This is a genomic window from Pseudomonas sp. TR47, from assembly GCF_044143025.1.
Taxonomy (GTDB): Bacteria; Pseudomonadota; Gammaproteobacteria; order Pseudomonadales; family Pseudomonadaceae; genus Aquipseudomonas; species Aquipseudomonas putida_E.
On sequence record NZ_JBHFCS010000027.1, the window covers coordinates 1 to 12,635 of the forward strand.

General features: G+C 61.7%; 11 protein-coding genes. 7 read left to right on the forward strand and 4 right to left on the reverse strand.

Annotated features, from left to right (window positions below):
* Positions 1-20 precede the first annotated feature (20 nt).
* Complete coding sequence (locus ACEWE8_RS22420) at positions 21-1,493, reverse strand: inorganic phosphate transporter (protein WP_046784907.1); 1,473 nt, start codon at positions 1,491-1,493, stop codon at positions 21-23.
* Between the two features lie 317 nt (positions 1,494-1,810).
* Positions 1,811-2,011 carry a hypothetical protein gene (locus ACEWE8_RS22425; protein ID WP_012312935.1) on the reverse strand — a complete coding sequence of 67 codons (201 nt, stop codon included), beginning with the start codon at positions 2,009-2,011 and terminating at the stop codon, positions 1,811-1,813.
* Between the two features lie 466 nt (positions 2,012-2,477).
* Between ACEWE8_RS22425 and pcaR the strand changes: the two genes are divergently transcribed.
* The 7 genes from pcaR (at position 2,478) to pcaC (ending at position 10,498) form a co-directional block, all read left to right on the forward strand.
* Entirely contained in the window at positions 2,478-3,353 is an 876-nt protein-coding gene (pcaR, locus tag ACEWE8_RS22430; protein WP_046784908.1) for a pca regulon transcriptional regulator PcaR, read from the forward strand.
* 325 nt (positions 3,354-3,678) lie between these two features.
* Entirely contained in the window at positions 3,679-5,022 is a 1,344-nt protein-coding gene (locus ACEWE8_RS22435) for an MFS transporter (RefSeq protein WP_046784909.1), read from the forward strand.
* A gap of 218 nt (positions 5,023-5,240) precedes the next feature.
* Positions 5,241-6,446, forward strand: coding sequence for a 3-oxoadipyl-CoA thiolase (gene pcaF, locus ACEWE8_RS22440; protein ID WP_177433159.1), 1,206 nt, complete (start codon positions 5,241-5,243; stop codon positions 6,444-6,446).
* Between the two features lie 188 nt (positions 6,447-6,634).
* Entirely contained in the window at positions 6,635-7,924 is a 1,290-nt protein-coding gene (locus tag ACEWE8_RS22445) for an MFS family transporter (protein ID WP_046784911.1), read from the forward strand.
* Between the two features lie 9 nt (positions 7,925-7,933).
* Complete coding sequence (locus ACEWE8_RS22450; protein WP_046784912.1) at positions 7,934-9,286, forward strand: 3-carboxy-cis,cis-muconate cycloisomerase; 1,353 nt, start codon at positions 7,934-7,936, stop codon at positions 9,284-9,286.
* 11 nt (positions 9,287-9,297) lie between these two features.
* On the forward strand, positions 9,298-10,089 hold the full coding sequence (gene pcaD, locus ACEWE8_RS22455) for a 3-oxoadipate enol-lactonase (protein ID WP_046784913.1): 792 nt from the start codon (positions 9,298-9,300) through the stop codon (positions 10,087-10,089).
* A 10-nt stretch (positions 10,090-10,099) separates the two neighbouring features.
* Complete coding sequence (gene pcaC / locus ACEWE8_RS22460; RefSeq protein WP_046784914.1) at positions 10,100-10,498, forward strand: 4-carboxymuconolactone decarboxylase; 399 nt, start codon at positions 10,100-10,102, stop codon at positions 10,496-10,498.
* Positions 10,499-10,624: 126 nt separating this feature from the next.
* Here pcaC and ACEWE8_RS22465 read toward each other — a convergent pair whose 3' ends face one another.
* The gene (locus ACEWE8_RS22465; protein ID WP_046784915.1) at positions 10,625-11,137 is read right to left on the reverse strand and encodes a DUF962 domain-containing protein; all 513 of its coding nucleotides are present in this window, start codon (positions 11,135-11,137) and stop codon (positions 10,625-10,627) included.
* A gap of 155 nt (positions 11,138-11,292) precedes the next feature.
* Entirely contained in the window at positions 11,293-12,546 is a 1,254-nt protein-coding gene (locus ACEWE8_RS22470; RefSeq protein ID WP_125924258.1) for an OprD family porin, read from the reverse strand.
* Positions 12,547-12,635: the final 89 nt, after the last annotated feature.

The following is a 12,635-nucleotide window of genomic DNA, read 5'->3' on the forward strand; positions in this document are numbered from 1 at the left end:
TTTCACTGCGCCGCTATGGCTCAGCCCATCACCTTGGACGCCAGCCAGAACAGGCCAGCCGCCAGGCCCATCGTCGCCGGCAGGGTCAATACCCAGGCCAGCAGGATGGTTTTCACTGTGCCGCCTTGCAGGCCGCTCTTGTTGGCAACCATGGTGCCGGCCACGCCGGACGACAACACGTGGGTAGTCGAAACCGGCAGGGCGAACACGTTGGCCATGCCAATGGCGCATGCTGCGGTGATCTGGGCCGACATGCCCTGGGCATAGGTCATGCCCTGTTTGCCGATCTTCTCGCCTACGGTCAGTACCACGCGTTTCCAGCCGACCATGGTGCCCAGGCCCAGAGCCAGGGCGACGGCAACGATTACCCAGAACGGGGCATATTCGGTGGTGGCGGTGAGGTCCTTGCGCAATTTGTCGAGGTCGGCCTTTTCACGCGCATCCAGCCCCGGCAGCTTGCCGACCTTCTTCGCCGTGTCATCCAGGCACAGCAGATAGCGGCGCACTTCCACGCGCTTGTCGGCTTCCAGGGCACGGTAATCGGTCACGCCCTGCAGCGAGGATTGCAGTGCGGCGATGGTGGGTTCGGTCTGCTGCGGGTTGCAACTGAACTGCTCCGGCAGGTCGCTGGCTTGCGCCTTGCCCAGTGCCAGGAACTCGCCCAGGGTGGCGGCGTTGCGCTGGTAGAACTGGCTCAGGTGCATCGTCGCGTCGCGGGTGCGCTCGATCTGGTAGGTGGTGCTGTTCAGGTCGAGTACGAACTTGGCCGGAACAATGCCGATCAGTACCAGCATGATCAGGCCGATGCCTTTCTGGCCATCGTTGGAGCCGTGTACGAAGCTCACGCCCATTGCCGAAATTACCAGCACCAGGCGGTTCCAGAAGGGTGGGTGCTTCTTGTCGTCGAGCTTGCGGCGCTGCTCTGGCGTCTTGTGCATCTTCGACAGCGGGCGCCACCATTTCAGGCCGAGCAGCAACAGCGCAGCCACAGCAAAGCCGGCCATGGGCGAAATGACCAGGGACATGGCGATGTCGATCGCCTTCTGCCAGTTGACGCCGTCACCCAAGGGAATGTCGCTGATCAGGGCATTGGCCAGGCCCACGCCAAGGATCGAACCGATCAAGGTGTGCGAGCTCGAGGCCGGGATGCCGAAATACCAGGTACCCAGGTTCCATGTGATGGCCGCAGCCAGCAACGAGAAGACCATGGCCAGGCCATGCCCGGTGTTCACATTGATCAGCAGCTCGACCGGCAGCAGGTGAACGATGGCGTAAGCCACCCCGACACCGCCCAGCAGAACGCCAAGGAAGTTGAACACCCCGGAGAAGAACACGGCCAGGTGTGGTGGCATGGCTTTGGTATAGATGACGGTGGCTACCGCGTTGGCGGTGTCATGAAAGCCATTGATGAACTCGAATGCGAGCACGAAGGTCAGGGCGAGCAGCAGGCTCACCAATACCCAGGCATCCAGTCCGCTGAATAAATCGATCATGAAGGTTGTCTGGCGGTCATTTGGGGGGCGGGATTATGCCAGAAAACCTTGGCAATCGATGCACCCGCAGCTGACCGATGGCAGTCTTTTGATCGACTTCCAAGCATTGTCGTCCACGGAGTAAAGCGTAGAAGGTTTCGCTAAAAATCACAAAAAACGCCGAATTTCGCCGTTTTCCTGCAAACTGGAATGGCTATTCATGATTCAAACGGCTGTATGAAATTTGTGTAATTCCATTTCATACTCGGCCTTTTGGTAACGATCGGTGCCAGGGGCACCGCCCTCGACCGCGAATGCAATTGCGCGCAGCAAGCCGCTCAGGTGTCTTCGTTGCGCAACTCTTTCTCCATCTTCTCCAGTTCCTGGTTGAAGGCCTGATCCTGGACCGTGGCCCGTTTGCGCCAAGGTTTGCGCTCCGGTTCCGGTTGAGCGGCGTAAGTGGTGACTTCACCACCGTAAACTTCCTTGTAACGTTCAGCCTGGCGCTCCAGTTCCGCGCGCAGTTCATCTTTCGTCACAGTAGTACCTGAATGTAAAAGTGGCCGGTAGTGCGTGCACGTGCACGTTGCCCATGCACAGGGCGTGCTGGTCGTCGGATAAGGGTCAGGCCGTAAGTGCCTTGCCCGAATGCGGATCCGGGCCAGCCGACTGGATTATAGCAATCGATAAAATGCCAGACAGTGTTATTTACCCAGCCCTTACAACCGTCGTTCAAGTGGCGGGTAATGGCTGCTTGTGCAAAGTTTGAACGGCCGGCGCTTGGAAAGTTCGCTTATGTTCAGATGTCAGGCAGGGAAATAAAAACGGCCTCGCACAAAGGCGAGGCCGTTGCCTGGGGACTTCTACGGTGGGTACCTGACCAGTCTCTCCAAAGAAGCCACAAGTGGCAGAAGAAAGGTATAAGCAAACGTGTCAGCGGTCAATTGCGATTATCGGCCGTTTGTTCGATAATCGCACGAAGCAGCGATTTTTTTGAGGTGAGCGATGAGTGACGAAATCCCGGCCAACGAAACTGCCAGCCCAGAGTCGGTGCGCCCGAGCGCCCCTGCCTTGGCGCCGCCAATCGTGGCCTCGCCAGCCAAGCGCATTCAGGCATTTACCGGTGACCCGGATTTCATGACTTCGCTGGCGCGGGGGCTTGCCGTGATCCAGGCATTCCAGGAGCGCAAGCGCCACCTGACCATCGCTCAGATCAGCCACCGCACCGAGATCCCACGAGCGGCGGTGCGTCGTTGTTTGCATACGCTAATCAAGCTCGGCTATGCCACGACCGATGGGCGTACCTATTCGCTGCTGCCCAAGGTGCTGACCCTTGGCCACGCCTACCTTTCGTCGACGCCCTTGGCGATGTCGGCCCAACCTTATCTGGACCGCATCAGCGATCAGTTGCACGAGGCTGCCAACATGGCCACCCTCGAAGGCGACGACATTCTTTATATAGCCCGTTCGGCCACTGTGGAGCGGTTGATATCGGTCGATCTGTCAGTCGGTGGGCGGCTGCCGGCCTACTGCACGTCGATGGGGCGCATTCTGTTGGCAGCGATGGACGACACCAGCTTGCGCGAGTACCTTGACCGCGCCGACCTCAAGGCCCGCACCAGCCGTACCTTGCATGATCCGGAGTCGCTGTTCGCTTGCATTCAGCAGGTGCGTGAGCAGGGCTGGTGCGTGGTCGACCAGGAACTGGAGCAGGGGCTGCGCTCGATTGCTGTGCCGATTTATGATGCGTCCGGGCAGGTGCTTGCGGCGTTGAATGTCAGTACCCATGTGGGGCGTGTAAGCCGCAGCGAGCTGGAGCAGCGCTTCTTGCCGATCCTGCTGGCATCCAGTCGCGATCTTTGTCATCAGTTGTTTGGCTGAAACACGTACAGCCCGTCTTGCCGCTGTGCACTGTTATCGAACATGCCAACCGTTTCCTGTTCGATAAACGCACAGTGTCGCTCTGGACGAATTGCGCGCCCTCCATTGGCTGATTAATGTCTCTCGCAGCGGTCGGCTGTGCCGACCGAACAAGAAAAACACAAGAGGCGCACATCATGACCACTGTCACTTCGCTGCTGCGGCCGCACCCGCACGCAGTTGTGTTGTATCCAGGCTGACTCAGGCCGCATTCCTTCGACTTTGAACCCTGTACCGGTTGCCCTTGTGCAGTGGCTCGACTGTGCCCAATTTCTGGATAACAACAATGAACAAGCCACAATCTGTCGGGAACTGCCTCGACGTTCAATCCTTCATCAATGAACAACCGCTGTCGCGCTACCAGTGGCGCGTGGTGATCCTTTGCTTCCTGATTGTCTTCCTCGACGGTCTGGATACTGCGGCCATGGGCTTTATCGCTCCGGCATTGTCCCAGGAATGGGGTATCGACCGCGCCAGCCTTGGCCCGGTGATGAGCGCCGCATTGATCGGGATGGTGTTCGGTGCCTTGGGGTCAGGGCCGCTGGCCGACCGCTTTGGCCGCAAGGTCGTGCTGGTAGGTGCGGTGTTGGTGTTCGGTGGTTTCAGCCTGGCCTCGGCCTACGCCAGCAACGTCGACCAGTTGCTGATGCTGCGCTTTCTGACCGGCCTCGGGCTGGGTGCCGGTATGCCCAATGCCACCACACTGCTTTCCGAATACACCCCAGAGCGCCTCAAGTCACTGTTGGTGACCAGCATGTTCTGCGGTTTCAACCTGGGCATGGCCGGTGGTGGGTTCATTTCCGCGAAGATGATCCCGGCCTACGGCTGGCATAGCCTGTTGGTGGTGGGCGGTGTGCTGCCGCTGCTGCTGGTTGTGGTGCTGATGGTCTGGCTGCCTGAGTCGGCACGCTTTCTGGTTGTACGCAACCGCGGTACCGACAAGGTGCGCAAGACCCTGGCGCCGATTGCACCGGCCGTCGTAGCGCAGGCAGCCAGCTTCAGTGTGCCGGAACAGAAGGCTGTGGCCGCGCGTAACGTGTTCGCAGTGATCTTCTCCGGCACCTATGGCCTGGGTACGATGCTGCTGTGGCTGACCTACTTCATGGGCCTGGTCATTGTCTACCTGCTGACCAGCTGGCTGCCGACGCTGATGCGTGACAGCGGCGCAAGCATGGAGCAGGCCGCGTTCATCGGTGCGCTGTTCCAGTTCGGTGGTGTCCTCAGTGCCGTGGCAGTAGGCTGGGCCATGGACCGTTACAACCCGCACAAGGTCATCGGTATCTTCTACTTGCTGGCTGGCGTGTTCGCTTATGCGGTAGGGCAGAGCCTGGGCAACATTACCGTGCTTGCCACTCTGGTGCTGGTAGCCGGGATGTGTGTGAACGGCGCGCAATCGGCCATGCCTTCGCTGGCGGCGCGGTTCTATCCGACCCAAGCGCGTGCCACCGGTGTTTCCTGGATGCTCGGCATCGGCCGCTTTGGCGCGATTCTCGGCGCCTGGAGTGGCGCGACCCTGCTTGGCCTGGGCTGGAACTTCGAGCAGGTGCTGACGGCATTGCTGGTGCCAGCTGCGCTGGCCGCGGTAGGCGTGATCGTGAAAGGCCTGGTGAGCCACGCCGACGCGACCTGAGCCTGCGCTGACGGGCCGCGCTGCGGCCCCTTGGGAAAGGGTGGCTGGACGACAATATGTTCGATAAACGCACGGATAGTCGATTATCGGATTGTCAGCGACCCGCCACTCTCCTTAATCTGAGCCCAACGTAGCACCCTGAACCGAGGTCGAGCTGGGTGCGCTGCGTGACTTTGAACCCGCACCGCCGAGGCCCATGGCCCACTGGCAGGAGAAGCTTGATGCGCGACGTATTTATCTGTGACGCTATTCGCACCCCCATCGGCCGCTTCGGCGGCGCCTTGGCCGGCGTGCGTGCCGATGATCTGGCCGCTGTACCGCTCAAGGCGCTGATCGAGCGTAACCCGGGTGTGCAGTGGGATCAGGTCGACGAAGTGTTTTTTGGCTGTGCCAACCAGGCCGGTGAAGATAACCGCAACGTGGCACGCATGGCCCTGCTGCTGGCGGGCCTGCCCGAGAGTATCCCGGGTGTGACCCTGAACCGCCTGTGCGCCTCGGGTATGGACGCCATCGGTACTGCATTCCGTGCCATCGCCAGCGGCGAGATGGAGCTGGCCATTGCCGGCGGCGTCGAGTCCATGTCGCGCGCGCCGTTTGTCATGGGCAAAGCCGAAAGCGCCTACTCGCGCAACATGAAGCTTGAAGACACGACCATCGGCTGGCGCTTCATCAACCCGCTGATGAAGAGCCAGTACGGTGTGGATTCCATGCCTGAAACCGCTGATAACGTCGCAGACGATTACCAGGTTTCGCGTGCCGACCAGGATGCCTTCGCCCTGCGCAGCCAGCAGAAGGCCGCCGCAGCCCAGGCTGCCGGCTTCTTCGCCGAAGAAATCGTGCCTGTGCGTATCGCCCACAAGAAGGGCGAAACCATCGTCGAGCGCGATGAGCATCTGCGCCCGGAAACCACCCTTGAGGCACTGGCCAAGCTCAAACCGGTCAACGGCCCGGATAAGACGGTCACCGCTGGCAATGCCTCGGGCGTGAACGACGGTGCTGCGGCACTGATCCTGGCCTCGGCTGAAGCGGTGAAGAAGCACGGCCTGACCCCGCGTGCCCGTGTTCTGGGCATGGCCAGCGGCGGTGTAGCGCCACGGGTGATGGGCATTGGCCCAGTACCGGCGGTGCGCAAGCTGACCGAGCGCCTGGGTGTAGCCATGAGCGATTTCGATGTGATCGAGCTCAACGAAGCGTTTGCCAGCCAAGGCCTGGCGGTGCTGCGTGAGCTGGGCGTGGCCGATGATGCGCCGCAGGTGAACCCCAACGGCGGTGCGATTGCCCTGGGCCACCCGCTGGGCATGAGTGGTGCGCGCCTGGTGCTGACTGCACTGCACCAACTGGAGAAGAGCGGCGGGCGCAAGGGCTTGGCGACCATGTGTGTCGGTGTTGGCCAAGGTCTGGCGTTGGCCATCGAGCGGGTTTGACCTGTTCCGGCCTTTTCGCGGGACAAGCCCGTTCTCACAGGGGACCACGCCTCTCTTGTGGGCGCGGGCTTGGCCCGCGAAAAGGCCGGACTTATGCGACACAAGGCCAATAGCCAGCCCGGAAGCGGAACGAGTGTGTTACTAAGTGTGTCTAGACCTACTTAGCACACTCCAGGAGTAAAGCCGTCATGACCTCAACCTACTACACCGGTGAAGAGCGCAGTAAGCGCATCTTCGCCATCGTCGGTGCCTCCTCAGGCAACCTGGTGGAATGGTTCGACTTCTATGTCTACGCCTTCTGTGCAATCTATTTTGCGCCGGCCTTCTTCCCCTCTGACGACCCCACTGTTCAGTTGCTCAATACCGCGGGCGTGTTTGCCGCTGGCTTCCTGATGCGGCCAATCGGTGGCTGGATCTTCGGTCGCCTGGCGGACCGCCATGGCCGCAAGAATTCCCTGATGATCTCGGTGCTGATGATGTGTTTCGGCTCCTTGATGATTGCCTGTTTACCCACCTACTCGAGCATTGGCACCTGGGCCCCGGCATTGCTGTTGCTGGCCCGCTTGATTCAGGGCCTGTCGGTAGGCGGCGAGTACGGCACCACTGCGACCTACATGAGTGAGGTGGCGCTGCGTGGCCAGCGTGGTTTCTTTGCTTCGTTCCAGTATGTCACCCTGATCGGCGGCCAACTGCTGGCAGTGCTGGTGGTGGTGATCCTTCAGCAACTGCTGACCGAAGACGAACTGCGCGCCTGGGGCTGGCGCATTCCGTTCGTGGTCGGCTCCATCGCTGCACTGATCTCGCTGATGCTGCGCCGCTCGCTGCACGAGACCAGCAGCGCCGAAGCCCGCAAGGACAAGGACGCAGGTTCCATCAAAGGCCTGTTCCGCAACCACACGGCAGCCTTCATCACCGTGCTCGGCTATACCGCCGGTGGCTCGCTGATCTTCTATACCTTCACTACGTACATGCAGAAGTACCTGGTCAACACTGCGGGCATGACCGCGAAGAACGCCAGCTTCGTGATGACCGGCGCCTTGTTCCTGTACATGGTGATGCAGCCGTTCTTCGGCATGCTCTCCGACCGTATCGGCCGACGTAACTCGATGCTGCTGTTCGGTGCCTTGGGGACGCTGTTCACCGTGCCGTTGCTGATGGCGCTAAAGACCGTCAGCAGCCCGTTCATGGCCTTCGTACTGGTGACCCTGGCACTGTGCATCGTCAGTTTCTACACCTCGATCAGTGGCCTGGTGAAGGCCGAGATGTTCCCGCCGCAGGTGCGTGCGCTTGGTGTAGGCCTGGCTTACGCGGTAGCCAACGCAATGTTCGGCGGCTCGGCCGAGTATGTGGCCCTGGGCTTGAAAAGCCTGGGTATGGAGAACACCTTTTACTGGTACGTGACGGCGATGATGGCAATCGCGTTCCTGTTCAGCCTGCGCCTGCCGAAACAGGCGGCGTACCTGCACCATGATGATTAAGGACGTTGCATGAGCAACCTACTGTTCGACGCCTATTTCACCGCCCCGGCCATGCGCGAGATCTTTTCCGACCGCGGCCGTCTGCAGGGCATGCTCGATTTCGAAGCTGCCCTGGCCCGTGCCGAGGCTGCTGCCGGCCTGGTGCCGCACAGCGCGGTAGCGGCCATCGAGGCGGCCTGCCAGGCCGAGCGCTTTGACGTTCGCGCGCTCGCCGATGCCATTGCCACGGCAGGCAACTCGGCAATCCCGCTGGTCAAGGCGCTGGGCAAGGTGATCGCCAGTGGTGTTCCCGAGGCCGAACGCTATGTGCACTTGGGCGCCACCAGCCAGGATGCGATGGATACCGGGCTGGTGCTGCAGTTGCGTGATGCACTGGCGCTGATCGAGGCTGACCTCGCCACGCTGGCCGAAACCTTGTCGCGCCAGGCCCTGCTGCATGCCGACACACCGCTGGTGGGGCGTACCTGGCTGCAGCACGCCACCCCGGTGACCCTGGGCATGAAGCTTGCCGGCATACTGGGCGCCGTTACGCGCCACCGCCAACGGCTGCAGGAGCTGCGTCCGCGCTTGCTGGTGCTGCAGTTCGGTGGCGCTTCCGGCAGCCTGGCGGCCTTGGGCAGCAAAGCGCTGCCGGTCGCCGAGGGCCTGGCCGCTCAGTTGCAACTGACCTTGCCCGAGCAACCCTGGCACACCCAGCGCGACCGCCTGGTGGAATTCGCCTCGGTGCTGGGCCTTATTGCCGGCAGCCTGGGCAAGCTGGGCCGCGATGTCAGCCTGCTGATGCAGACCGAGGCGGGCGAGGTGTTCGAGCCTTCCGCGCCTGGCAAGGGTGGGTCGTCGACCATGCCGCACAAGCGCAACCCGGTGGGCGCTGCAGTGCTGATCGGTGCCGCCACCCGGGTGCCGGGGCTGCTATCGACGCTTTACGCAGCCATGCCCCAGGAGCACGAGCGCAGCCTAGGCCTGTGGCATGCCGAGTGGGAAACACTGCCGGAGATCTGCTGCCTGGTTTCAGGCGCCTTGCGCCAGGCCCAGGTGATCGTCGAAGGCATGGAGGTGGACGCCGAGCGCATGCGCAGTAACCTCGACCTGACCCAGGGCCTGGTGCTGGCCGAGGCGGTGAGCATCGTCCTGGCCCAACGCCTTGGCCGCGACCGCGCCCATCACTTGCTCGAACAATGCTGCCAGCGCGCCGTGGCCGAACAGCGCCATTTGCGCGCTGTGCTGGGCGACGAGCCGCAGGTGACCGCCGAACTGACTGAACAAGAGCTAGACCGTCTGCTCGACCCTGCCCATTACCTTGGCCAGGCCCGCGTCTGGGTGGCGCGCGCCGTGGCTGAACATCAACGTTTCACTGCCTGAAGGAGACCGCTGTGGCGCATTTGCAACTGGCCGATGGCGTACTGAACTATCGACTCGATGGCCCGGACGATGCCCCGGTGCTGGTGCTGTCCAACTCCCTGGGGACTGACCTGGGCATGTGGGACAGCCAGATTCCGCTGTGGAGCGAGCACTTGCGTGTACTGCGTTACGACACTCGCGGTCACGGCGCTTCGCTGGTCACCGATGGCCCATACAGCATCGAGCAACTGGGCGGCGATGTGCTGGCGCTGCTCGATGCACTGGATATCCGGCATGCCCACTTCGTCGGCTTGTCCATGGGTGGCCTGATCGGCCAGTGGCTGGGTATCAATGCGGGCGAGCGTCTGCACAGCCTGACCCTGTGCAATACCGCGGCCAAGATCGCCAATGACGAAGTGTGGAATACCCGCATCGACATGGTGCTCAAAGGCGGCCAGCAGGCCATGGCCGACCTGCGCGACGCCTCGATCGCTCGCTGGTTCACCCCCGCGTTTGCCCAGGCCCACCCTGAGCAGGCGCAGCGCATCTGCCAGATGCTCGCGCAGACCTCTCCACAGGGCTACGCCGCCAACTGCGCGGCAGTACGCGACGCCGATTACCGTGAGCAACTCGGCCGTATCCAGGTGCCTACGTTGGTCGTTGCCGGTACCGAGGACGTGGTGACCACGCCGGAACATGGCCGCTTCATGCAGGCCGCGATCATCGGTGCCACCTATGCCGAATTCCCGGCAGCGCACCTTTCCAATGTCGAGATCGGCGAGGCGTTCAGCCTTCGCGTGCTTGACTTCCTGCTGGCTCGCTGAGGAATCTGCCATGGATGAGAAACAACGTTACGACGCCGGCATGCAAGTACGCCGTGCAGTACTCGGCGATGCCCACGTGGATCGCAGCCTGGAGAAACTCAACGACTTCAATGGCGAGTTCCAGGAAATGATCACTCGCCATGCCTGGGGTGATATCTGGACCCGCCCAGGCCTGCCACGGCACACGCGTAGCCTGATCACCATCGCCATGCTGATCGGCATGAACCGCAACGATGAACTCAAGCTGCACCTGCGCGCGGCGGCCAACAACGGCGTGACCCGTGAAGAGATCAAGGAAGTGCTGATGCAGAGCGCTATCTACTGTGGTATTCCAGCAGCCAATGCCACCTTCCACCTGGCAGAGTCGGTGTGGGATGAGTTGGGTGTAGAGTCTCGTCAACAGCCGTGAAGCTCACGCACCTGTAGGAGGAGCGGCCTTGTGTCGCGAAGGGCTGCGAAGCGGCCCCAGGATGGTTGTAGCGTCGCGGAAAGTGATGGGGCCGCTTCGCAGCCCTTTCGCGACACAAGGCCGCTCCTACGCAGAGCGCAGCGCCACCGGCCCGGCATTGGCCTCAACTGCATGCTTGAGCGCCGGGCACATTCCCAGCATGAACGCCGCCTCCGCCACCACGAACAGCGGCCCGATGATCAGCCCGCTGATATCGTCGACGAACGCTGGCTTGCGGCCTTCGTAGTAATGCCCGACGAACTGGATGATCCAGCCCACCACAAATGCCCCTGCCCCAGCACTGAGCCACAGCGCGGTGCTTTGCAGCGCCAGTGCCTGGCCAACCCACAGGCACAGCCCCAGCAGCAAGCCCATCACCAGCCCGAAACGCAGGTCCAGGCGCAGGTAGAACCACACCGACGCCGCCGCTGCCACAAGGGCAGGGGACAGCCAGATCCCGGCGACGTCCCAGCCCGGGCGCGACAGCAGGATGGTCACGGCCAGCACGATCAGCGGAATGCCGACGAAGTGGGTAGCGATATTGCGTGGGTCGCGGTGGTAGCTGGCGTATTGGCTCAGGTGTTCAACGAGGTTTTTCATTGTTGTTCCTCCCTGGGTGGCCTGTTTGCATGGTGTAGCCTGTGCCGCACTGTTGGCGGGCACAGGCCACTCATACTGCTCAGGATAGCCTGTGGCGCACCACTATCATCAGCTTAGCGAATGGTGGCAGTGCGCATGGCTGATGGCCGGTGAGATCACAACAGGTTCAACGGATAACTCACGATCAAGCGGTTCTCATCGAACGCGTTGGTGCTGAAGTCCCTGCGCATGGTGGAGTTGCGCCATTTCAGCGAAAGGTCCTTGAATGACCCCGACTGCACCACGTAGGCCAGTTCGGTTTCCCGCGCCCATTCCTTGCCGTCGTCGATGCTGCCAGAGGTGACATTGTCACCCTTGATGTAGCGGTTCATCAGGGTCAGGCCGGGGATACCGACGGTGACGAAGTTGAAGTCATGGCGCACCTGCCAGGAACGTTCCTTGGCATTGTCGAAGCTGGAGTTGTAGCTGTCGTTGGCCAGGGTGCCACCGCTGGTGCCGTTGACCCGCAACCAGGCATCGTCGCCACTGACTTTCTGCAGGCCGACGTAGAAGGTGTTGCCCTTGTAGCGTGCCGAGAGCATGGCCGAGGCCGTGCGGTTGTCCAGCTGGCCTGCGCGTTCGGCCCCGTCTTCTTTGCCGATGAAATAGCCGAGGTTGGCGCCCAGGGTCCATTCGCCCAGCGGCTGGCTATGTACCAGGTTGATGTATTGCTGACGGTAGATGTCCTTGAGCTGGGCATCCCACAGGCCGATCATCGTGCGCTTGTCGTTGAAGGTATATTCGCCACCGCCGAAGTTGAAACGATCGGACGTGAACGCCGCCCGCCCATTGAGCGACATGTCTTCCATGCTGGCGTCGTTGCGCGGGCTGTTGGCGCGGAACTGGCCCGCGTACAGGGTCAGGCCCTCGATTTCTTTCGAGGTGAGCTGGCCGCCGCGGAAGGTCTGCGGCAGCGAGCGGCCGTCATCCGAGCGCAGAATCGGCAGCACGGGCATCCATTCGCCTACTTTCAGTTCGGTCTGCGACAGCTTGGCTTTCAGTGCGACGCCCAGGCGGCCGAAGTCGTCGGCGGGCCGGCCGTCATCGTGGACCGGTAGCAGGTTAGTATTGGTGGTGCCCTTACCGCCGTCGAGCTTGACCGAATACATGCCCAGTACATCCACGCCGAAACCTACGACGCCCTGGGTGAAGCCGGAGCGGGCATCGAGGATGAAGCTTTGCGTCCATTCCTCTCCCTTGGCTTGGGAGTGAGCCGGGTCGACGAAGTTGCGGTTGATGTAGAAGTTGCGCAGGTTGAGGGTGGCCTTGGCGTCCTCCATGAAACCGCCTTCGGCGGCCAATGCGGGGAGGGCACAGGACATGGCCAACAGGCCGGGCAGCAGCTGGCGTGCGGGGTGCGAAATGCTCATCTGTCGTGGATCTCTTGTTTTTATTGGCGAACCGGTGCGCTGCAGAGTGCAGCCTGCAGGGCGGGTCTTTTTGTCAAATTGGCAACGTG

Bases quoted from the DNA above. Each gene is read 5' to 3' on its own strand.
- ACEWE8_RS22420 (WP_046784907.1), bottom strand. From the start codon at position 1,493: ATGATCGATTTATTCAGCGGACTGGATGCCTGGGTATTGGTGAGCCTG.
- pcaR (WP_046784908.1), top strand. From the start codon at position 2,478: ATGAGTGACGAAATCCCGGCCAACGAAACTGCCAGCCCAGAGTCGGTG.
- ACEWE8_RS22435 (WP_046784909.1), top strand. From the start codon at position 3,679: ATGAACAAGCCACAATCTGTCGGGAACTGCCTCGACGTTCAATCCTTC.
- ACEWE8_RS22445 (WP_046784911.1), top strand. From the start codon at position 6,635: ATGACCTCAACCTACTACACCGGTGAAGAGCGCAGTAAGCGCATCTTC.
- ACEWE8_RS22450 (WP_046784912.1), top strand. From the start codon at position 7,934: ATGAGCAACCTACTGTTCGACGCCTATTTCACCGCCCCGGCCATGCGC.
- pcaC (WP_046784914.1), top strand. From the start codon at position 10,100: ATGGATGAGAAACAACGTTACGACGCCGGCATGCAAGTACGCCGTGCA.
- ACEWE8_RS22465 (WP_046784915.1), bottom strand. From the start codon at position 11,137: ATGAAAAACCTCGTTGAACACCTGAGCCAATACGCCAGCTACCACCGC.
- ACEWE8_RS22470 (WP_125924258.1), bottom strand. From the start codon at position 12,546: ATGAGCATTTCGCACCCCGCACGCCAGCTGCTGCCCGGCCTGTTGGCC.